The following is a 22,845-nucleotide window of genomic DNA, read 5'->3' as shown; positions in this document are numbered from 1 at the left end:
GAGTCAGCATTTTGTCTAAGTGCGATGAAACTAAATAATAGCCCTGTAACTCAGCATCAATACAACGATCACACCTTTTTCTTAAAGCGAGACGATAAGCTTCACTCCCACTTTTGCGGCAACAAAGCCAGAAAGTTCATGAAGCTACTGGAAGACGATCACCCAAACACCACCACTCTAATAAGCTATGGGTCCGCTCAAGCTAACTCCTTGTTCTCGCTAGCCGCACTTGCAAAAATCAAAGGCTGGACGCTTGAGTTTTACGTCGACCACCTTCCTCAATGGCTACAAGAACGCCCACTCGGCAACTACCGTGGCGCTATCGATCTTGGGGCTAAGGTTATTTCAGTCAAAGAAACAGGCTCTGAGCTTCATCCACAAGCGTATATTGGACAAATAAGGCAACCAGGTTCCGATTGTATTGTGTTACCTGAAGGTGGACGTTCTCAGCTTTCTGAATATGGCGTGAAGCAACTGGCGATGGAAATACTCAGCTGGACGCGCTTCGAAAACAAACACGATTTTGTGGTGGCACTACCCGCTGGTACAGGCAGTACGGCTCTGTATCTACATAAGCATTTAAAAGTACACAATATCCCGGTGTTAACCTGTGCGTGTGTAGGTGGTAATGACTATTTAACTCAGCAATTCGATGAACTTGGCGAATCCGAGCACCCACAGATTTTACCGCTCAAAACCAAACACCATTTTGGTAAGTTGTATCAGCAGGATTATCAAACTTGGTTAGACCTGCAAGAGCAAACTGACATTGAGTTTGACCTGCTCTATGACCCTTTGATGTGGCAATGCTTAGTACAGTGGCAACAAGACAACCCAACTAAGACCATCATCTATATTCATCAAGGCGGCATCTTAGGCAATGAATCGATGTTGCCGCGCTATCAGCGGAAGTATCCGGAGATGAGCATTAGCAAAACCAACACATCTTGGTAATTTTTTTCCTTTATTCTCCAGTTTAGCTATTCAAGTTATAAACTGAAATCTGGCGAGAATCATCGCGTTATCTATACTTTCGATTGGAACATCAATTGTCATCGAAAGGAATCACGCATGCGAACAATCACTACGCTCGGCCTGTTTTCAGTTTTACTGCCCTTCTCTGCGATTTCAGGAGAAAACATCACTTACCAAGTCGATGGTATGGATTACGAAGGTTATTGGAGTGAAGCCAGTGACCAAGCGCCTTTGGTGCTGCTAATTCACGATTGGGATGGCTTAACTGATTACGAAAAGAAACGTTCTGAGATGCTCAACGAACTCGGTTACAACGTGTTCGCCATCGACCTATTTGGTAAAGGCATTCGCCCTACCGAAGTGAAAGACAAAAAACAACACACAGGCGAGTTGTATAAAGACAGAGAAAAAATGCGGGCACTACTTAATGCGGGAGCGATGGAAGCGAAAAGGCTTGGTGGTAACTTAGATAACAACGTGATAATGGGTTACTGTTTTGGTGGCGCAGCCGTTTTAGAAGCCGCTCGTGCTGGCATCCCATCGAAAGCTTATGTCACCTTCCATGGCGGTTTATCGACACCTAAAGGACAAGACTACTCTGAGACAAAAGCTCCAGTTGTCGTGTTCCATGGTACAGCAGACGCCATGATCTCAATGCACGACTTTGGAAGCCTCGCAGCTCAACTTGAATCAAGCAAGGTTCCGCATGAAATGATCACCTACAGTGGTGCGCCACATGCCTTTACCGTATTCGGCTCAAACAACTATCAACAAGAAGCTGACCAGAAATCGTGGGATAGATTTACCCATGTACTAGAAACCACCACCAGATAACTTTCGATACCCACCCAGAAAAAACAACCCCATTCTAAAACTTAGAATGGGGTTACTTTCACCATCACTACATCATGTTGTTACAAATAACGATGGATACTTAAGTCATCAGATTTAATATCACAGGCAGAGCCACTGACTATGCTTGCTAAGATCTTTCCTGAGCCACATGCCATTGTCCAACCTAATGTTCCATGACCTGTATTGGTAAATAAATTTTTGATAGGCGTCTTGCCGATGATAGGCGTGCCATCTGGCGTCATTGGTCTTAGCCCAGTCCAGTATTCAGCCTTAGAAAAGTCCCCCGCTTGTGGGAAAAGATCTTTTATCACCATATCAATCGTGGCTTTGCGTTTTTCTGGGATTAGGTAGTCAAAACCAGCGAGTTCTGCCGTACCCGCGATACGAATACGATCATCAAATCGCGTCATCGCGACCTTGTAGGTTTCATCCATAACAGTCGAAGTCGGTGACTTATCTACATTCACGATAGGCAATGTTAGTGAATATCCTTTCACTGGGTAAACCGGTATAGACAAATCGACTTGCTTCAACAAGTCTCGAGAATAACTGCCTGAAGCGACCACGTAAGCATCCGCTTTAAACTCGCCTTGAGTCGTTGTAATAGTCTCAATGGCTTGATTCTGATGATTCAAACTTACCACTTCAGTATCAAACACGAACCTAACACCGAGTTGCTTGGCTTTCTCAGTCAAGGTTAAACAGAACTGATGGCAATCACCGGTTTCATCATGAGGTAAGTATAAGCCGCCCACCAGCTTGTCTTTGACGTCCGCTAAACCCGACTCCACTGACAGACACTGGTCAACATCAAACAGCGAGTGTTCGATCCCACTCTCTGTTAATAGCTTCATATCCTGCTGAATAGCATCGAGTTGCTTCTCGCTTCTGAATACTTGCAAGGTGCCTTTCTGCCTGCCCTCATAAGCTAAATCTTCACTGGTTCTTAGATGAGTAAGACACTCTCGACTGAAGTTTGCCACTCTTAACATGCGTGACTTATTCATGGCGTACTTGGCTTCATTACAGTTGGCCAACATCTTAGTCGCCCAAGCAACTAATTCAGGAGAAAGTGACGGCTTCACTTTTAGAGGCGCATGCTCTTGGGTAAGCCATTTCATTGCTTTCAACGGAATCCCCGGTGCCGCCCATGGTAAGAATATCCGTAAGAAATTTGCCCTGCATTCGCAAAGCTGGTTTCCTTGCCACTGCTATCTTGACGATCAATAACCGTCACTGTATGACCTTCTTTCGCAAGGTACCAAGCACTGGTTAACCCAATAACACCGCTACCAATTACAATAACTTCCATTCTCTTCTCCTAATGCCCGACAAAGCCAAAATCTGTCGAACACAGCTGTCAGTCTAAAACTCGTTTCGTTAATAATTTGTAACTTATTCCGCGCATGTTGACTTAACAATAGAGGGAGCGTTGACAAAAACTCAATTCAACTTAAAAACGAATTCGGCAATTTGGAACTGTGATATTGGCGGCATTTGGTCGCTTAGGAGGAGTTGCTAAGTAAATCGATTAAGCCTAGATATTGTAAGCGTCATGGCTTAAGAAAGTGGCGTTTTCGAGTAAGAAATCTAACAAGGTTTCGGCCTGTAGCGTGAGTGCGCGGTCTTTTAAAGATTGAACCTTAACCGTCGCCTTCGATAGCATCTCCAACTCGGTCGCAACCACTTCAATCTGCCCTGACTTTATTTCATCGATCACCGTGAGCTTAGGCATAAAGGTGACACCCAACCCTGCTGAAACAAAGTTCGTCAGTGCAGTGACTGAGTTCGTCTGAAGCTTAGGTTCTAACGTGAAATGTGACATTTGCTCGGCATGCTTGACCAATCGACCCATCCCTGTTGAGTTGTCGATCAACGCCAAAGACACATCCTTAATATCTTGCAGTGTCACAGGTGCTTCTTTCATCGTAAGGAAGTGCCCCTTCGGAGCAATCAATTCGAGCGGATGGCTACGTTCAACATGTGAGTGTAGTTTAGGGTGCGGTGCAGAAGCATAGGTTATTGCGAAGTCTATCTGTTGATCTTCCAACATCTTAACTGCGTCCAATGCCCCTGCAATCTCAATTGATAAGTTGATATCAGGGTATCGAGCCATGAAGGTTTGCATCGGCTTTGACACCAAGTTGGTAATAAACCCTTCACCGATGGCAATACTGACATTACCTCCTTTGAGGTTTTTGAGCTTGGTTAGTCGAGCAAGCGCTGCAGCCTCTCCACGAACAATGGAACGGTAGTAATGCAACAGTTCATTACCCGCCTCAGTCAACAGTGATTGGCGGTTGTTGCGCTCCCATACTTTCATTTCCGCTTGCGCTTCGAGCTGTGTCAGCATTCTGCTCATTGCAGCAGGGTCAACATTCATCATCTTGGATGCCTTACGCAATGAGCCATACTTAGACAACGCGTTTAAATACTCAAGAGCGCGGATATTAAAGTGATGCATTCAACTTCCTTGTGATTCGACTGACACTAGATCAAGCGTCTCACAAATTGACTGCGAACATGTATCCCATTTTATCAAGAACGTATTTACACTTACTAACTTGTGCACCGAGTCACTTCAAGGCAGCTAAAGGCTCATGCTCGTTTATTCGCTCTACTCTTGATAGACAGATGGAAAGAGCTTAAAGAACCTGTTTGAAACCGCTTAACGAAGCATTTTCGATGACATGGCACCTGTGAGGTTCGGCTTTCACTTGAGTAATACCAATCACAGTAAATAAGTGATCAAACATAGCGTAGGAAAAAAGCTTGAGAACAAGGCAGAATTTTTCGATAAGTAGTTATTCTACAATCAAAAATTCTAACGAAGTTATCGAGGTTTTTAACAAGCTAGGGTGACCAGTTATTTACTACGATTGGTATAATACCAATCACAGTAAGCAAGTGGTCATAAATAGCGTTGGAAGGCGTGATAACTAGGCAAAGGACTTTGGGCTAGAGATAGAGATAGAGATAGAGATAGAGATAGAGATAGAGATAAAATATAGGTGCTCTAAAACGAGAAAACCCCAGCATTTCTGCTAGGGTTTTGAATAGTGGTGGAAGGATGGGGATTTGAACCCCAGATACGCTATAAACGTATACTCGCTTTCCAGGCGAGCGCCTTAAGCCACTCAGCCATCCTTCCACAAATTGTGTGTTGAGCTTGTCACTCAACGAGGCGCTACTTTATTGATTCTGCTTGCTTTGGTCAAGAGGCATTATCAAAAAAAGTGCCTTTTTCAGTTTGTTCGATTACAAATTAACTCATTAGATCAAAAACAAACCAAATTTCATTCTATCGTTGTACTTACGCTTGTTGCTTTTCTTAAGCTTGTTGATAGTAGCCCGGAACTCTAAACCATTTACGGCACATATCTAAGAAATAACCGTACAGCACGCCCATACCACATGAGATAACAGCGTTACTGGTGACAGCCGTAACAATCTGGTCGCTCGAAGCACCTACTGCCAATAAAATACCGGCATACACAGGTGACTGGAATAACACGTACGCCACCAAGTCAGACAAATTTTTCATCAATGAGCTTTGTGAAAGCTTTGCGCCGTTACGCAAGAACCAATCACGAAAGACTCCATAAGGCCAAGCGATAGCTATGTTTACCGGAATAGATAACGTTCGAGAAGCAAGAGACTGCTCAAACGTCATACCAGAAATAAACACTTCAACAATCATTCCAGAAATAAAACAGAAAACGACCATAGCGAATGTATCCGCAGCTGCGTTTCGAATACAGAATGGACCACGAGACTTCATTGACGATAAACCTAAAATATATCACTACTTAATTAGTGATTTAACAACACATGAACAAGGTTAGATTACACCTAGCCAGATAATGTCACTATTAAATCACAATATAAGCAGTCATACATTCCAAATTAAAAATAAAGTTGTAAATTAACAACCAAAAACCACTTTAAAAGCAGTCACTTCCACCAACAAAACCCACAAGGGTCAAATAACGAGCGATTTGTTATTATATTTCCGTAATTAAACAACAATTATGCCATAGGAAGATTTACCGTAATGGTATTGATGATTTCTTGTTCAGGAGTGAAACCGAGAGAAACCTGCTCTAAAGCTTTATCGACGTGATCTGTGAGCTTTGCATTATTCATAGGTTCAGCATGAACACGCAAGCTCTCTAATGCAGACTTAATCAGCGCTAAGTTATTATCTTCGAGCGCAACGTACAGCGTGACGAGTAGCTCTTCGGTGTTATCTTTGTTTCGTAGATCTGGTTTAGGTAGTGACTCGCTGTTACTTTGCGAATCGTTTTTTTCTACATCTAGGCTATCAAGATCATGAACTTTAACTTCATGGTATTGGTAAAGCTTGTTTGAATAGCGGAATAACGCATCATCCAACTCACGCTCATCAATCGGCTTGGCAATAATATAATCCACACCCGCACCAAGCATACGTTCGCGAGTCTCTTTAAAGACATCAGCCGTACAACCAAACACCAGTACCGATGATATCTCGCCTATCAAAGCTCGAATTGCAGTGGTTGATTCAACGCCGTCCATCACTGGCATATGGTTATCCATTAATACCAGATCAAAGCGCTCAGCCACCACGGCTTGTATCGCAAGTTCACCATTTTCGACGCTCTTACAAGTAAAGCCTTTACTGTTCATGAAGGTTTCAATGATGACGGTATTGGTTCGGTTATCTTCGACAATCAGTACCTTCAAGCCAGAGTAATCTAACTTCTTATGTGGCAAGCTCTCTATTTCGCCAGGCTGGCAAGGCTTAATCTTCAAGCGAACATCGAAGCTGGTGCCTATCCCTTCTTCACTGGTGACACTAATACTGCCCTCCATCAATTGGGCAATTTTCTTCACAATCGCTAACCCGAGACCAGTACCGCCAAAGCGTCTCGTAGTCGAAGACTCAGCTTGTTCAAACGGTTTAAAAATACGTTTTTGTGCTTCTTTAGATATACCAATACCAGTGTCGCGAACTCGAATACTAAGGTAGGTGTCACTTCCTTCTACGACTTCTTTAAGATACACCTCGACAAAGCCTCGAGAGGTAAACTTGACTGCGTTATTCAAGAGGTTAAATAAAATTTGGCGAAGGCGTGCTTTGTCTGAGAAGTACCAACGGCCAGAAGGCACTTCGGAGTACACTTTGAATTGAAGCCCTTTCTCGGAAGACAATGTGTAATAGACACTGTTGATACTTCCTATGATTGAATCAAGCGGGAATCGTGTTTCATCCAGGTCTAACCGACCCTGCTCTATCTTTGAAAAATCCAAAATTTCATTGAGTAACGTCATCATATGATCACCCGAATCATACAGGCTCTTAAGATGCTTCTCTTGCTCTGTGCTCAAAGGGGTTTTCAGTAAGATCTGAGCCGTTCCTAATACACCATTCATCGGGGTACGAATTTCGTGTGACAAGGTCGCAAGAAAGGCCGTTTTGGCATTGGTTGATGCTTGAGCTTTAACCTTCTCAGCTTCGAGATAGATGGTTTTTTCGTTGAAGGTTTTGATCAAATGTCCGATTTCATCATCACTAGAGTAGTCAACATCGATGATCTCGCCCGCTTTAGAACTATCAACTTGGGCGGCAATCGTTATGATTGGGCTTATCAAATAGCGGTTCAGTAAGTAATAACCGGCCATGACACACAACAACAACAGCGGCACAATACCGCCTTCAACGCTCATTACCTGACGAAACACTTCGTCTGCTACTCGTGATTTTGAGTTGACGACATCCACTTGCCATCCAAACTCTCCAAATTGGTTACTACTAATATAAATCCCATCAACGAGATTGAAGTTATGAGAAACCAACACTTGGTTGAGTTTGTCTCTTAGAGTAATACCAAGGTTGTATTCTTCCGCATGGTTCTTGATAAAGCCGAGCAACTCTTCGAGTGAGAGATCCACCGTCGCGACACCTGCAAAAGTTCCATCGTAATAGTAAGGTGAAGATGCTGTGATCATTTGAACATGTGTATATGGGTCAATATACACATTGCTCCATGCAATGGTTCCCTGCACTTTGTTTACTACAGATGTATACCAATATTCGTTTTGATAAGGCGCATTTTTGGGGTTGTTATAAGAAAAGAGCTGGTCAATATCACCATCGTCGGCTTTGTTGAAAAAATAACTGTTAAGGATTTTATCTGAATCCAATGCATGCGGTTCTGGCCAAATACCTGCGCTGACGATCGTGTCATCGCTCGCCGCCAACATTGACTTAATAAATAACGGTATAACATCAGTATCACTGCGCTGCGCCTGAGCGAAACCAACCAAACTATCAACAAAACCTTGAGAGCTGCCGAGGGGTGCTGTAATCAATTCCGATAACAGTTGTGTACGTAAGTCGAGGTTTTGTTGCAACTTAGCGCGTACAGGAGATTCTACGACGTAATACGTCACACTACCGACAATAGCAATGAACATTGCGAGGTATACACCAAGCGCTACCATACTTTTTTTCTTGAGAGACGAGCGTATTTGCATAATTATCTTGTTATTTTCTTTTCTGTTTAACCTAGTGTTTATCACTAATGACATCAAGCGTTTTTAGATGAAGCTTGATTGGCGCAAGTTCATTGGTACTATAAGCACAAATATGTTCCCTTTTACGGTACCTCACTTTGACTTTACAAGATATTCTTGCGCTTCCAGAGTTGGAAGGAAAGCTAATCACAGAACACAAAACCATGGGCTTTGTCACTGCAATGGCAGCCGCTCCAAATGTGTTAACCCCTCATGAATGGCTGCCATTCCTTTGGGGTGGTGAAGAAGTCGCACCTTTTACCGATGGTGAACAGCTGGAAAGCTACATTGAAGTTATCATCGCGCTTTGGAACAAAACCCGCCCAGAACTGATCGAAGGTACTTGGGGTTGGCCCGAAGCTTGTCAATTAGACGATGCAGAAGTTGTAAACACAGCCGCTCGCGATTTTTGTGAAGGCTTACTTCAAGGCTGGCAGATTGCCCGTGATGATTGGGAAACACTGATGCCCGAAGACAGTGAAGACAACGCACTGGTCGGCGGCGTGTTGCTTTCACTCAGCATGCTTTACGATCCAGAAACTTCCATTGCTACGCTTGCAGAACAAGGCATCGAAGGCCTTGAGCAATTTGAAGAGATCTTTAATGCTGTGCCAGTGATGCTTTGCGGGTTAACGCAACGCGGTATCGCATTAGCCGAAGCACAATAATTTTCCATTCTCTCTAAAGCGAGAGATATAAAAGAAATAAGCTGCGCTATATTCGAACGATAGTAAGAAGGCCTCACAATGAGGCCTTCTTTCGTTTCAGGTGACACTAAATAGCCGTCTAAAAGCCTTTCCAATCGAAATGATCAATTCGCTCATCGGCAATGTAAAACAACTTAGTACCGCTGCTGACAACTTGGTCTAACTCCGGATTAAGCTCTATACCACTCCCCGTATCAATCGCGATCAGCGTTGCTTTATACTTCTCTTTGAATACAGAGAAAATAGGCGCGACGGTTACAGGTTCGGCATCTTTAGGGTAATACGTCGAATACTGTGTCATACCTCTAGTTGAGCTTAAAAGCTCTTGATGAAGCGCACTTGAACCGGGATCAACCGCAGCTTTAGCCAGCATTTCGGCACCCACTGCCGGAATACATTCAGAGTTTGGGCAATGTTGATGCAGTAAATCGCTCAACGCCTCATCTTTAAAGTAAACCAGAAGATGAGCCTTAGGGTTTCGGTTCGCACAATAAAGCGCTGCAGACAGCGTGATGTCGTCTTCGGGGTTATCAATAAGAATACAGCTGGCTGACTCAATGCCCGTTTTCTCCATCTCTTTACCATCGGTGTAGCTGTTGACCTTAACGAAATTGATCTCACCGGGTAACGGATTTTCGATATCTGAACGCGTACATAATACGATTGGTCGCTTGCCCGTTTCTTCATGTTGCAGCATACGGATGAGATGAATGGTTCTTTGTTCATTCCACCCCAACATCAAAATGTGGTTTTCCACTCTAACTCTCCTTTTACCTAACAAGCCCGCTCGCCAATATTCAACACCTTCTGTTGCCACCTTACCCAGTAAAGCAGCGAAAAGGCTGAGCCCTCCAGGGATAACAAACAAAATAACAATCCATCGCCCCGCTTCCGTTGTCGGTGACAAATCGCCATAACCAACTGTAGAAGCCGTCACGACTAAATAGTATGCAAATGTAGTAAACGAGTTGGTTAAGTCCGTTTCACCCGCTAAATACAATGTCGACCACGATAAAAACACGTAGCCGAGGAAAGTAAACAGTAGGTTTTTGCCATTCAAAACAAAGATATTCGCTTTGACCCAACGTTTGAGTTGTAACCAGATTATCATTAGAGCCTCTAATCCATTTCTCTTAATTACATGCTAGAAAAAATAAATGATATCAACAAGATGTATCTTAAGAAAAAGGCACATGAACCCAAAATAATGCCAATAGTCCACATTTAGGTACAAAAAGACTTAGAAATATCTACAAACAATTTCTGGAGTTAATCAAAACTGAGCAAAAAGTCATATGAGTTACTTCCCCAAAGGCACAATCAATGGAGTATGACTTACGGGATCATCAATAATAACGCTATCTAAGCCAAATACTTGCTTAACGAGTTTGGCGTCAATTAAAGACTTAGGTTCCCCTTGTGCGACAATTTCTCCACCAGCAAATGCAATCAGATGATCCGCATAACGACAGGCTTGATTCAAATCATGCAGCACGGCGACGATAGTGTGTTTTTTCTCTCTATTGAGGCTGCGGAACAACTCCAACAAATCGATCTGGTGTGCGACGTCCAAATAAGTTGTCGGCTCATCAAGTAATACTATCGGTGTCTTTTGTGCTAATACCATTGCAATCCAAACTCGTTGTTTCTGACCTCCTGATAGTTCATCAACCTGCCTCTCGGCCAAATCGGTGACACCAGTATCTTCCAGCGCTTGGAAGACCGCCTCTTGATCATCTAAGCTCCACTGCTTAAATAGTTTTTGATGCGGATAACGGCCTCTTGCTACCAAATCAACGACTCGAATCCCTTCTGGAGCTTGTGAACTTTGGGGAAGTAACCCCAACTCTCTCGCCAACTCTTTAGCTGGTACTTTTTGGATATTCAGACCATCTAGACAAATTTGGCCTTTAGAAGGTTTCAATAAACGGCATAAGCTTCTCAATAAGGTCGACTTTCCGCACCCGTTGGGTCCGACAATGACCGTAAATTTACCTTCAGGAATATGAAGTTCGAGATTTTCACAAATAACGCGATTCTCGTATGCAAGTTTAAGGTTACTTCCATTTAGTCGAGAGGTGATTTTAGATTTAACCGGTGTCGATAGGCTCATAAGTTTCTGATTTAATTTATGTTAAACAATATCCCCAAGTAACTTTTAGCTATTTGCTTATTTAGCTAATTACTTAACTAATTAGCTCTAGCTATTCAGTTGCTTGGGAAAGCGTAGCATCAAGAATAGACTTGTTACTGCTTAAGGTTACGCTTGGTTTCTTCGGGGCTAAAACAGGCAGCGTTACACAATTTCAAGTTCAGTTGGGTACACCATAACCCATTGGACCAACTTGTCATTTTTGAGTACTGATCTAACTCGGTAAAACGAGTCTTGCTCTAACACTCATATACTTGACAAATAATCGGTAAACTTAAGAAGTATCGCTCTCATTAATCATATGAGTACCTATGCTTAAAACTGGCGAGATCGAGTCAATAGCCAAATTAAATATATGCCACCAACAATACCCGTCATCCTGCCTATGGGCACGGTTGCTTGAAAAGGCAACCATTGAATTAAAACGTCCGCAGTTAAGACCAACAACGCGCCCATAAGGGCTGAGGAGAATAAGGATAATGCTCGCGACTTTCTCAATCGACCAACTAATTGAGGAGCAGCAAGGGCAATAAAGGCAATAGGCCCAGCAGCTCCTGTCGCGAATGCGGCTAAAACCACAGCAAAGAAAATCATAGAAAGACGGACTCGCTCAACTCGGATACCCAGCTGAGTTGCGATGTCATCCCCCATCTCTATCATGGCAAGCGCACGCTTTAGCATCATCATAAAAGGGAGGAGGAGAAATACCCCAATAAGTACAGGATATACATGTGTCCATGTCCTAGCATGCAGTGATCCTGCAAGCCATAGATTAGCCAAAATGGCATTGTCCAAATTACCCTTAACTAACATCAGGCTGTTCAGCGCACTCAAAATGGACCCGATCCCAATACCAGTGAGTATTAAGCGATACCCTCCAACCACTCCTGCTTTTACTGCAAGTAAGTAAACGATAACGGCCGTGATTACTCCACCGACTATCGCCGCGATTGCAACTTCTATTGCCCCTTGCTCAAACAAAACTATTTGAGCAATTGCACCGGTAGCAGCCCCCGTTGTAAAGCCAATGACATCAGGAGAACCAAGAGCATTTCTTGATACCGATTGAAATACCGCACCAGAAATGCCTAACGCAGCCCCAACAAAAACCGCAGTAAGAACCTTAGGTAGTCTTATGTTAAGAATTATTCGATCTTTTACGCCCCCCTCTCCAACCCCAAGAATGATATCGGCCACTTGAGGCAACGAGATATTAAACTTACCCAATGTCATGGAATAAGTTGCAATAGCGCAAACTGATATCAACAAAATCAAAGCGACAAGTATATGAGACGGTTGATAACAGAAAGAAAACTGACCGAAGCGTACGACACTTCCCGAGCCAGAATTTTGAAGAGTGTAAGGCTCAATCATCATAGGGGAGATATCTTCCAACGTTTCACTAAGAATACAAAGAATGGCCCACCGATTAGAGCAATCATAATACCTACACTGATCTCATTGGGATACCCGACGATCCGGCCTAGCACATCGGCGACAACCGCCAGAATGGATGCAATCAGTAAAGAGAAAGGCATCAACCATTTATGATCCGGCCCCGACGCCATCCTTGCAATATGAGGGGCAGTAAGACCAACAAAGCTGATAGGACCAGCCGCCGCAGTAGAGGTCCCCGCTAAAACCACAATAGCAATAGAAGCAAAACACCATATTTTGATCGGGTCAACACCTAAGGCGTGACCAATATCGTCCCCTAACGAGACAGTATCTAAGGCTTTACTTAATGAAAATGCGATTACTAATCCAATGGCTATTAACATGGCAGCCGGGATCAAGACATCGTAACCTCGCCCTTGAAATGACCCCACAGCCCAATGTCTATATTGTTCAAACACCATTTCATTGCTGTTTATTGTGACCATATGAGTCAGTGCAAGCAACACAACCGACAAAGCAGTTCCCGCCAATACAACTCTTACAGGGTTAACCCCTTTATTTACCCCAGCAAGTGCAAAAACACCCGCTCCGGAAACAGCCGCCCCAAGTAAACCAAACCACATCACATAGGCCATATCATGGATGCCCAGAAAGGCTATCGCTGAGACTATGGCAACTGTCGCCCCCGCATTGACACCGAGTATCCCAGGATCTGCTAATGGGTTACGAGTTAAGCTTTGCATGATAACGCCTGCAACACCAAGCGCACCGCCAACAACTAAAGCTAACAAGGTGCGTGGAATTCGAAGGTGGACAACCAATAGATGATCGCTGTTGGTTGGATCAAAAGAAAGAATCGCATCTAAAGTCACTACCGGCGATATGTAATGCGTGCCGATGAAAATGCTAAAACACGAGGCAAAAAATAACAAAACGACTCCCGCCATCAGCCATAGTCGTCGTTGTCCATTTCTTATCTGTTCAAATGCTTCTGCAGGACCAGTAATACTTGTCATCACGGACACCCTTTACCCATTTCCCATCGGCATTAGCCATTAACCTGCATTTGTATCTCGTTCAAAAAGCTGAACAATGTCGTTAACGATTTCAGTAGCACTATACATATCGATACGAAATGAATTTTCACCTAAACCAAAGACTTGTTTATTCCGGACGGACGGAAGGTTGATCAGGATTGGGTCGTGCATAAATCGATTAGCGCTATCATCACTCGCTTCTAGCAAAAATGTTGTATCAGCTTTAAGTTGAGTCAGCAGTTCAAAGTGGACTCGCATAAAATCTGATAAAGGCACGGTGTTGTCATGCCATTGACGATTTTGCACTTCCATTTTGAAACCGAGGTCAATGAGCAAGTCGGCATGAACGCCGTCCTCTAATGCGATAGCATTGGTTGCTCCAGGTCCAAAATACGCCACAATATTGGTTTCGCCTTCTGGTATCTGTAGCTTGTTTTTACTCTGGTTAACGAACAACTCAAACTGGCTAATTTTTTGTTGGGCTTGTTCTTCTAACCCTGTCGCCTGTCCAAGCCTCAAAGCCAAGTCTTGCCATGATTGTGCGGTGTAATCCAAAATAATGGTTGGTGCTATTTGCTTAAATTCAGCTATTTGATCTCTCGCCGAATCACCACCGCGCCATGCTACAACAATCAAATCAGGTTCATAGATATAGGCAGATTCTAAATCAACGCTGCCGGCAGGCCATGCCTTTTCCACGCTTCTCTGTTCAGCAATATCTGCCCATTGACTAAAAAACTTTCCTTCATAAGTGAGTGCTGTTGCGGCTAAAGGAGCATCAATAGCCAGTAGCGTCCCGCTAATCGTCACCGAGGTAGAAAGGATTCGAGTCGGTTTAGATGGGATCACTGTCTGTGAGCCATCCGCATTGACGAAAGTCTTGGGATAAGTATTTTGATATGTCATTTCGGTTTCTGCGAAAACAGAAGCCGAAGCTGAAATCAAAAAAACAACAACGAACTTAAACACAATATTGATTTTAAAAATTACATTGATTCTCATTTACTACTTGCACTTCATTTAGTCTGAGTTTAATTATTAAGATGGACTTGCTGTGGTGATTACTAAATCAGAAAAATCATGGCTGAAACATCTATCGAATAACTTCAATAAAGCTGATTAGTACTCTTCATCCATAACTTCATGACGTTCATCATGGTACGCTTCTTCATCCTTACCTCGTTTCCAGTAAGGAATCGCATACATATCTTTTTTAGACAGCTTGTACTCTTGTTTAAGCGCTTTACGACACGCAATCACGCTTTCATTTTCACCCGCAATGAAAGCCGAAAGCGAGTGAGATCCATTCGGTGCAATTAAGCCGGAAATAGCTTCGCTCAATAGAGATTGATCGCTATTTTCGTCTCTAATTAGCCACTTCAGAACCAGACCTTGCGGATGCTGAATATCATGCTTATCTGCGGCATCCTCTATCTCGATAAATACATAGCCTTGAGTGTCAGAGGGAAGGCTCTCCAAAATCGCACTAATGGCTGGTACTGCTGTTAAGTCTCCCGCAATAATATGCCAATCTGCGGGTTCAAGTAATGGGTCAGGCCCAGCAGGACCTACAAGGCCAATTTGGAAACCTTGTTCTGCTTTAATTGCCCACCCGCCGCCGGGAGAATCGGTTCCGTGGATCACGAAATCGATATCAAGCTCATTCACATCAGCTCGATACTTTCTTACGGTATAGGCTCGGGGCACGGGTTTATGCTCAGGCCAAATCACAGTTTCACCTTCTCGGTAAGGTAACTGCAATATCCCACTAGCTCTATTGGGGAAAAACACTTTTATGTGTGTACCATTTTGATCTTCAGGGAACCCTTTTAAAGAGTCGCCCGTAACAGTTACTCGCAGTAGATGCTTTGAGATCTTCTCCTTACGAACAAAGTCCAACAACATCGGATGTAAACGCACTGGTTGATCGCTCATCAATTTTCCTCTTAAAGAGATCTACAGTATTGAGAGGAAAGCATGACTTTGGTGGGAGCCTCTCCTAATGTTCAGAGTTTTACTCATAGGGTCTTCGCCACTTTCCATGCTAATGATTTCAAAATAAACGCCTTGTTTTGAGCAAGGCGTTTTCTTATATCTAACCGATTAGAAGTACAATTCTACTGAACCACCAATTTGGCGAGGTGCTTGCTTCGTAATATCGTCTCCACCAAAATTGAATGTTTCTTTTTCAGAATCAAACAAGTTTGTAGCGAATAAAGACATACGTCCGTTAGTAAACACATAGGCAACTTGTGCATTTGCAACCCAGTAAGCATCAATACTCTGGTTAGCTGAGTTTTCAACGTCACTGAAGTAATCTCCAGTGTAATTCGCATTACCACTCAATTCGAAATTCTCAGCAAACATGTATAAAGCACCGAAGCTTGCCGTCAAAGAAGGGGCTCGAGCGAGTTCTTTTGAGCTATTAGCATGATCTTTGTAGCTTGTTTTCAACAAACCAAGTGAAGCCAATAGTTCTAGATTTGATGTCGTTAACCAACGGCTTCCTAGTTCTGCACCGTAGGTATATGCTTCATCAACATTATCAACTTTCACATCACCTTTTGATGAAGTCTCCAGAACTTGGAAATTATCGTAGTCGTTGTAGAAGACGTTAGTTGTTAACTCAAGTTCATTATCTAGCAGACTATGGCGAGTGAAGAATTCATAGTTCCAAACGTATTCGTCTTCGTACGTATATGAAGAAAATGCCCACGTTTTGTTATTGAAGCCAACGCCGCCACCTCCAGAGTTAAAGCCCTTAGCTGCTCGGATACCCACGGTTTGGTCTGATTCAGGCTTATAGGCAACTTCAAGCTTGGGAAGGAATACATTTGATGTTTCATCATAATCTAAGCCAAAACGACCCGGGGCAACATAGCGTTTTTTGCTTTCGCGTTCGAATCGCCCTGCCGCTACAACTTCGATGCTCGGCATCACCAAGTACGTCACTTCAGCGAATGCCGACATAGCACGGTTTTTGCCTTCCATTGGTATAGATGACCCAGTCTGTTCAAATACATCGTCATCTTCAGATTTGAAGTAGCGTAAACCAAACAAACCAGAGAGATCTTCGCTAAGGGAATCAAATCGAACCAAAGGCTCTATTTGGAACTCATTACCTTTGGATTTGAAATCCTGCTTTCTGCCTGCAGGGTCAGTGATTCGGTCGTAAGTGCGCTCGGTGTAGATCAAATTATTTTCAAACACTAACGTATCTGAGATGTCATAAGATACATCCCAAATGCCGCTTGTTGACTGAGTTTCGTAAACAGCTCTATTGATCTTTGTTTGTTGAGATTCAGATTGAGGTCCCACAGTATCCATATGGGCAATCGTTAACGTGGTTTTGAACCCAGGAAGGCCTGCTGGCTCTAGCAAAAATTTACCACGAGCTGTCGTCATTTCAATGCGATTAGGGTCACCGACTGGTTCATAAGCAGTAAGGTCTGCGTAACTACTGCGTTTTTGTTGATCAACACTCAATCTGAAGGCCAGTTGATCTTCTAGTATTGGCGCCGAGATAACCGCTGCGGTTTGAGAATAGTCTTGCTGACCAATAGCAGCCTTTACTTTGCTCTCAAAATCGTAAGTCGGATCATTAGATTTTAAAACGATAGCACCCGCAGATGCATTTCGGCCTTGAACGTAGCTTTGCGGTCCAAGATAAATTTCCGCTTGCTGCATATCCCATAAAGAACGAGGGCCAAACGCAACTTCAGAATAGCTGAGTGAACGTCCATCAATTGAAAGGTTCAACCTTGGCACGGAGCCACCAAAAGCAGCCAACCCGCCAATAGAAGGTCCAGAACCATCAACACCACGAATCGATGGTAGGTTATTACCCTGCCCTGAATCCACAATGTTTGGTGTTAACTGCAGCAGATCGTCGACCTCAGATGCGCCTGGAGTACTCGCGATACGATCTTCATCATACACATGCACGCTTGAGCCTGTATCATAAATCGAACGTTCTATTTTTTCGCCATACACGGTAACTTCAAAAGTAGTTTTGTCTTCGTTAGTGGTAGTTTCATTATTATTGTTTGTCGCTGCAAAAGCTTGACCACTTACACTAAGTCCCATGATGATTGCAGATAAGGTGCGAAGTTTGAATCTGCTATTTCCTAGCTCATTCACTGTCGCGGGGCGTAATGCTGTCATTTAAAATTCTCCTTGATTAAGCATTAACTTTAGGTGGGCTCATGTAACGGCATTTATAATGAAAACTAGGGAAGACATTCAAAAGGTGTTGAAAACGCAACAACTCAAAATGAGTATAAGCTGTGCTTCCTTAGCTCCTTATTGACCACTGCTTTAATACATGAGCCAAAATTCCGACTGAAAACCGTCACATTGAACAAGCCCTAAGTCACTCAACGAATAAATTGAAAAATGATTTCCCTTTCAATGACCTGACGAATTTTCAACCGTACCTTATCGGTTGCATATTTAAATGTAAAGCATTCTCATTTAATATTGATAATAATTATCACTGTCATTAATTAACTTGAATTGAGAATTCTGATTTTTGATGGTTCGAGCACCTAACGAGACGCCCTATTCATGAAGAAGGGAAGAAAAATTAAAAATAAGACAGTATTAAGCTTATGTAGAGTTAATCTGAGACAGAGTTAAGAGCTTTAGAGAGGTACTTGAGCAAATGATTAGCAGGCTGAGTACGTAATCCTACTCATCTCTTGAATAGTTAAGCGGTAGCCTGCAATTCCGCTATCACTGACACCAATAATCGAATATTGCTCTCCTGCTAAAGCGCTCGTGCGGACTGACCATCTCGCTGATACTGGCTCGTGAACACTCTGTCTCAAACTTACCATGTCCATAAAAATCAGGACTTATTAACTGATAGCTATTACTAATAGTGGTATTTGCTACGATTGGTACATATCTAATGCAAACAGCAGCTACTAGTCAGACTAGATAGAGGCTAATATTCAGATACAAAAAAACCAGCACTGCGGCTGGTTTTTTAATGATGACAAATGCACCACATTATAAAGACTGCATAGTTATAAATATTGGATTATTTATAACCTCACGTCATTAGATTAAGCGTTGCCTTTCACTTGCACGTTAAGCTGCTCAGCAAAATCTAGCATGCGGTTCAATGGGATAAGGGACTTCACGCGCAGTTCGTCAGAAACGAAGATCTCGTGTTGCTCGCCACCATTCTCAAGCGCATTTTCAATCGCTTCAAGGCCGTTCATTGCCATCCAAGGACAGTGCGCGCAGCTTCGACAAGTTGCACCGGCACCTGCTGTCGGCGCTTCAATCAGTTCTTTTTCAGGAACCAGTTGCTGCATTTTGAAGAAGATACCTTTGTCAGTCGCGACAATCATCTGTGGATGAGGCAGCTCTTTTGCTTTCTTGATCAGTTGACTTGTTGAACCAACAGCGTCAGCCAGTTCAACCACGCTTGCTGGTGATTCTGGGTGAACCAAAATAGCCGCTTCTGGGTATACTGATTTCATTTTCTTCAAAGCATCAGCTGAGAACTCGTCATGAACAATACACTCACCTTGCCAAAGCAGCATGTCAGCGCCAGTTTGATTTGCGATGTAAGAACCTAGGTGACGGTCTGGACCCCAAATAATGGGTTTGCCTTCAGCGTCTAGGCTTTCAACGATTTCTAGAGCGATGCTCGACGTAACTACCCAGTCTGCACGAGCCTTAACAGCCGCAGAGGTATTCGCGTATACAACCACTGTATGGTCAGGGTGAGCATCACAAAATTCTGTAAACTTGTCTGCAGGACAGCCAAGATCAAGAGAACATTCAGCTTCTAGTGTTGGCATTAGAATGCGTTTTTCAGGTGTAAGAATCTTTGCTGACTCCCCCATAAAACGAACGCCAGCGATGATCAAAGTGCTTGCCGAATGGCGGTTACCAAACTTAGCCATTTCTAATGAATCGCCAACAAAACCACCAGTTGCTTCAGCCAGGGCCTGAATTTCAGGATCTGTGTAGTAGTGTGCAATTAGAACTGCATCTTTTTCTTGAAGTAGTGTTTTGATGTTTGCGATGTGGGCCTGCTTCTGAGCGTCGCTCAGTGGAACTGGCTTAGGCGGAAACGGGTAAACTGTATCGATTTTATCTAGTATATGACTCATTGCTCTTGCTCTACGCAACTTCTTCCGAGAATTAGAGTATTCTACACAGGACAGCGATTGGGATCAAAAAGGATTGGTTTCAAGCGATGACTAACTAATGCTTAAAACGCATAAACAAAGCGATGCGTTGGCATTACAAAGAAGAGAAGTAGACACAAAACGAAAGTGATCAGATATAAAAAAGAGGTACCTGAGCACCCCTATTTTGTTTACAAGTGGGTTTTAGCCACTTTAGCCGAAGCACTGTTTGGATACTCGGTTACAACTTGCTGGTAATATTTCTTAGCTTGCGTCGCGTTGTTGTTACGCGTAGCTATGTCACCAAGCTTAACCAGAGCATCAGAGCGCTTGTTGGAGTCTTTGTATGACACAACAGCGGCAAAGCTCTTCACAGCTTCCTTATCTTGCTTTTTAGCGAAATAAAGCTGACCTAACCAATAATGGGTGTTAGGCGTGAAGGTCGAGTCTGGGAAGTCTTTTTGAAACTTTTGGAATGCTGCAATCGCACCCGTGTAGTCTCGTTGCTTTAGAATCATATCTACAGCATTTTGATAAGCGGTTTGCTCATCAACATCAGTACTGAACGTACCAGAAGCATCCTTAGAGCCTTCGCTCGCTGCTACTGCTACCGTTGCTGTTCCTGCTGCTTTCACCTCGCCTCTCACACGATCCAGTTCAATGAACAATTCACGTTGGCGCTCGAGCATTTGTTTCATATCGTAGCTGTTTCGCTCCAACTCACCACGAAGTTCACTGATCTCCAGTGACATATCGTCGATTTGCTGCTGCATTTGAAGCTGAACGAGATTACGATTTTGAAGCAAGCGCTCTAAACGCTCAATATCTGATTCGTTAGATGCTGATCGAGAGGAAGATGATGAATTTGTTGCGGTGCTATTGAGATCGGATACTGGAGCTGGTGCAGCGAACGTAGTGTTCGCTGCACTTGCCAGTAACGAAAGCAAAATGACTCGCTTTGTGTTACTGAACATGAGGCAATTCCTCAATTATATAGCCTACTGAAATTAGTAAACTAGTACTGCACGACGGTTTTTAGCGTACACGTCTTCAGATTGACCTAGAAGAAGTGGCTTCTCTTCACCGTAGCTTACGATAGAGATTTGGTCTGCTTGAACACCTAGAGCTTGTAGGTATTTCGCTACAGCTTGTGCACGACGCTCACCAAGTGCGATGTTGTACTCAGGAGTACCGCGCTCATCAGCATGACCTTCAACAGTAACGTTCATATCAACGTTCTTAACTAGGTATGCTGCGTGAGCTGCAAGCATTTCTTCGTAGTCGCCAGCGATAGTAGAGTTATCGAATGCGAAGTAGATTGTTTGAGTTTCGCGTAGCGCTTGCTCTTTAAGCTCTTGCTCAGACAGTTGACCGTTAGCGTCAATTGGCGTTACAACAGTTGTATCTACGTTGCCTTCTGAACCTGAAGTTGTTTGGTTGCTTTCTGTGCCAGATGTTGCAGAAGTTGCTTCATCAGTTGAGCTACATGCCGTTACTGCCATCACTGGTAGTGCAATCATCAAGCCTTTAAGAACTTTGTTAAGTTGCATCTTTTTTTCCTTACGTTATCAAACTTAGTTTCTACAGCGACTAAGTGCTATAGATAGTTAAATGCCACAATAGTTAACACTATCAATAGCTAAAAGAATGTATCAAATCAACTAGAGAAACGGTGACCACGAAGGCGCTCTTACGCGTCCGTTCGTTGCCGGTAATCTAGCCTTAAAACGACCGTCGATAGAAACCATCGATAGTACGTTTGTTTTATTGTAAATAGAGCTATAGATAACCATACCTCCATTCGGTGCAATACTTGGAGATTCATCTAACAATGTTTTTGTTAGCACCTGAACCGCACCGGTTTCCAAATCTTGTTTAGCCAAGTTAAAACCCGAATTGCTACGATTAACCATAATCAGGAATCGTCCGTCAGGGGTGATCTGGCCACCTAAGTTTTGGCTACCTTGCCAAGTAATACGAGATGTCGAATTATTTGACAAATTTACATTATAAATCTGTGGTTTACCACCACGATCAGATGTGAAAATTAGAGACTTGCCATCTGGGTGCCAGAATGGTTCAGTATTGTTAGAACGACCGCGGGTAATTTGAGTCAGCTTACGGCTAGCAAGGTCGAGTGTGTACACCTGAAGACTGCCTGTTTTCGACAATACCAACGCCAATGTTTTACCATCTGGCGAGAATCTTGGCGCACCATTATGACGAGGGTATGACGTCACTTTCTCGCGCTCACCCGTGTAAATATTCATTATGAATATTTCAGCTTGGCCATTTTGGAAACTCACATACGCAAGCTTCTTACCGTCTGGCGACCATGCTGGTGACATAAGAGGTTGCTTAGAACGAAGCACCAAACGCTCGTTAAAGCCGTCGTAGTCAGCAACACGAAGCTGGTACGGGTATTTGTCTTTGTCGTTCACAACTACGTAAGAAATACGCGTTAGAAACGCCCCTTTCTCACCCGTTAGCTCTTCATACACTAAATCAGAGATTCGGTGTGCGTACTCTCTCAAGCGTTTACCTGGCACTGTCGCTTTCTTGTTGAACAGCACATGATCTTTAGAAAGTACTAATTGGCCTTCATCGCTTAGTGCACGGCTTTGCCCTTTAGTCAGTTGACCACGAACAATGTCGATCAGTTGGTAGTTCACCACATACTGCCCTTCGGCATTTTTAGTGATGCTACCTGTTAGCAGTGAATCAACACCTAGGTTAGTCCAAGCATCAAAATTCACCTCGGTTTCGCTGTAAGGCGTTTGAGGCATTTTACTTGTCGCAACTGGGCTAAATTTACCACTGCGTTGCAAGTCAGAAGCGATAACTGCTGACACATCGTGCGGCAATGGTCCTGCGCCTTCCCAACGGAAAGGAACAATAGCGATAGGTCGTGCAGAGTTAATACCATCTGTAATAACCAGCTCCAGTGCCGCATGGGCAAACTGGCTGCTTGTAGCTATTAAGAAAACAAAACTCAGTAATAGTTTCTTTAACAC

17 protein-coding genes, 1 tRNA gene and 1 pseudogene are annotated in these 22,845 nt (G+C 43.4%); 3 read left to right on the top strand and 16 right to left on the bottom strand.

The annotated features are described in order from the left end of the window. Positions 1 to 24: 24 nt before the first annotated feature. Positions 25 to 954 carry a 1-aminocyclopropane-1-carboxylate deaminase/D-cysteine desulfhydrase gene (locus tag AB6E08_RS03900; RefSeq protein WP_372064704.1) on the top strand — a complete coding sequence of 310 codons (930 nt, stop codon included), beginning with the start codon at positions 25 to 27 and terminating at the stop codon, positions 952 to 954. Positions 955 to 1,071: 117 nt separating this feature from the next. Continuing rightward, positions 1,072 to 1,809, top strand: a complete 738-nt coding sequence (locus AB6E08_RS03895; protein WP_009846412.1) for a dienelactone hydrolase family protein — start codon at positions 1,072 to 1,074, stop codon at positions 1,807 to 1,809. Positions 1,810 to 1,889: 80 nt separating this feature from the next. Here AB6E08_RS03895 and AB6E08_RS03890 read toward each other — a convergent pair. The 5 genes and pseudogenes from AB6E08_RS03890 to AB6E08_RS03870 form a co-directional block, all read right to left on the bottom strand. Beyond that, a pseudogene (locus AB6E08_RS03890) lies at positions 1,890 to 3,142 on the bottom strand (D-amino acid dehydrogenase). A 225-nt stretch (positions 3,143 to 3,367) separates the two neighbouring features. Further along, on the bottom strand, positions 3,368 to 4,294 hold the full coding sequence (locus AB6E08_RS03885) for a LysR family transcriptional regulator (RefSeq protein WP_372064706.1): 927 nt from the start codon (positions 4,292 to 4,294) through the stop codon (positions 3,368 to 3,370). A gap of 596 nt (positions 4,295 to 4,890) precedes the next feature. Beyond that, a tRNA-Ser gene (locus AB6E08_RS03880) sits at positions 4,891 to 4,981 on the bottom strand. 180 nt (positions 4,982 to 5,161) lie between these two features. After that, complete coding sequence (locus AB6E08_RS03875) at positions 5,162 to 5,611, bottom strand: L-alanine exporter AlaE (RefSeq protein ID WP_009846408.1); 450 nt, start codon at positions 5,609 to 5,611, stop codon at positions 5,162 to 5,164. Between the two features lie 248 nt (positions 5,612 to 5,859). After that, entirely contained in the window at positions 5,860 to 8,316 is a 2,457-nt protein-coding gene (locus AB6E08_RS03870; RefSeq protein ID WP_372065261.1) for an ATP-binding protein, read from the bottom strand. Positions 8,317 to 8,486: 170 nt separating this feature from the next. Between AB6E08_RS03870 and AB6E08_RS03865 the strand changes: the two genes are divergently transcribed. Then, positions 8,487 to 9,056: a UPF0149 family protein gene (locus AB6E08_RS03865; protein ID WP_012603640.1), complete on the top strand. Its 570-nt coding sequence runs from the start codon at positions 8,487 to 8,489 to the stop codon at positions 9,054 to 9,056. A 118-nt stretch (positions 9,057 to 9,174) separates the two neighbouring features. Here AB6E08_RS03865 and AB6E08_RS03860 read toward each other — a convergent pair whose 3' ends face one another. The 11 genes from AB6E08_RS03860 to tolB all read right to left on the bottom strand — a co-directional run bounded on the left by AB6E08_RS03860 (position 9,175) and on the right by tolB (position 22,845). After that, positions 9,175 to 10,206, bottom strand: a complete 1,032-nt coding sequence (locus AB6E08_RS03860) for a potassium channel family protein (protein ID WP_009846405.1) — start codon at positions 10,204 to 10,206, stop codon at positions 9,175 to 9,177. A gap of 189 nt (positions 10,207 to 10,395) precedes the next feature. Next, positions 10,396 to 11,208: an ABC transporter ATP-binding protein gene (locus tag AB6E08_RS03855; RefSeq protein ID WP_372065265.1), complete on the bottom strand. Its 813-nt coding sequence runs from the start codon at positions 11,206 to 11,208 to the stop codon at positions 10,396 to 10,398. A gap of 354 nt (positions 11,209 to 11,562) precedes the next feature. Continuing rightward, positions 11,563 to 12,624, bottom strand: coding sequence for a FecCD family ABC transporter permease (locus tag AB6E08_RS03850; protein ID WP_372065268.1), 1,062 nt, complete (start codon positions 12,622 to 12,624; stop codon positions 11,563 to 11,565). After that, positions 12,621 to 13,661 (bottom strand): FecCD family ABC transporter permease, encoded by a 1,041-nt coding sequence (locus tag AB6E08_RS03845; RefSeq protein ID WP_372065270.1) that lies wholly within the window; start codon positions 13,659 to 13,661, stop codon positions 12,621 to 12,623. The genes AB6E08_RS03850 and AB6E08_RS03845 overlap by 4 nt, the downstream gene beginning before the upstream one ends. Positions 13,662 to 13,700: 39 nt before the next feature. Beyond that, positions 13,701 to 14,684 carry a Fe2+-enterobactin ABC transporter substrate-binding protein gene (gene fepB, locus AB6E08_RS03840; protein ID WP_017104269.1) on the bottom strand — a complete coding sequence of 328 codons (984 nt, stop codon included), beginning with the start codon at positions 14,682 to 14,684 and terminating at the stop codon, positions 13,701 to 13,703. Between the two features lie 117 nt (positions 14,685 to 14,801). Further along, positions 14,802 to 15,617: a siderophore-interacting protein gene (locus tag AB6E08_RS03835; protein WP_012603634.1), complete on the bottom strand. Its 816-nt coding sequence runs from the start codon at positions 15,615 to 15,617 to the stop codon at positions 14,802 to 14,804. A 168-nt stretch (positions 15,618 to 15,785) separates the two neighbouring features. Further along, positions 15,786 to 17,846, bottom strand: a complete 2,061-nt coding sequence (locus AB6E08_RS03830) for a TonB-dependent receptor (RefSeq protein ID WP_372065274.1) — start codon at positions 17,844 to 17,846, stop codon at positions 15,786 to 15,788. A gap of 905 nt (positions 17,847 to 18,751) precedes the next feature. Continuing rightward, positions 18,752 to 19,813 (bottom strand): quinolinate synthase NadA, encoded by a 1,062-nt coding sequence (gene nadA, locus AB6E08_RS03825; RefSeq protein WP_009846384.1) that lies wholly within the window; start codon positions 19,811 to 19,813, stop codon positions 18,752 to 18,754. Positions 19,814 to 20,022: 209 nt separating this feature from the next. Continuing rightward, positions 20,023 to 20,805 carry a tol-pal system protein YbgF gene (ybgF, locus tag AB6E08_RS03820; RefSeq protein ID WP_009846383.1) on the bottom strand — a complete coding sequence of 261 codons (783 nt, stop codon included), beginning with the start codon at positions 20,803 to 20,805 and terminating at the stop codon, positions 20,023 to 20,025. A 33-nt stretch (positions 20,806 to 20,838) separates the two neighbouring features. Next, entirely contained in the window at positions 20,839 to 21,381 is a 543-nt protein-coding gene (pal, locus tag AB6E08_RS03815) for a peptidoglycan-associated lipoprotein Pal (protein ID WP_009846381.1), read from the bottom strand. Between the two features lie 111 nt (positions 21,382 to 21,492). Beyond that, the gene (tolB, locus tag AB6E08_RS03810) at positions 21,493 to 22,845 is read right to left on the bottom strand and encodes a Tol-Pal system beta propeller repeat protein TolB (RefSeq protein ID WP_009846380.1); all 1,353 of its coding nucleotides are present in this window, start codon (positions 22,843 to 22,845) and stop codon (positions 21,493 to 21,495) included.

The sequence above is a fragment of the Vibrio sp. 10N.247.310.24 genome, from assembly GCF_041467175.1.
Classification (GTDB): domain Bacteria; phylum Pseudomonadota; class Gammaproteobacteria; order Enterobacterales; family Vibrionaceae; genus Vibrio; species Vibrio tasmaniensis_A.
The sequence above is the reverse complement of the archived record's forward strand: the minus strand, read 5'-3'. Positions and strand labels throughout refer to the sequence as shown.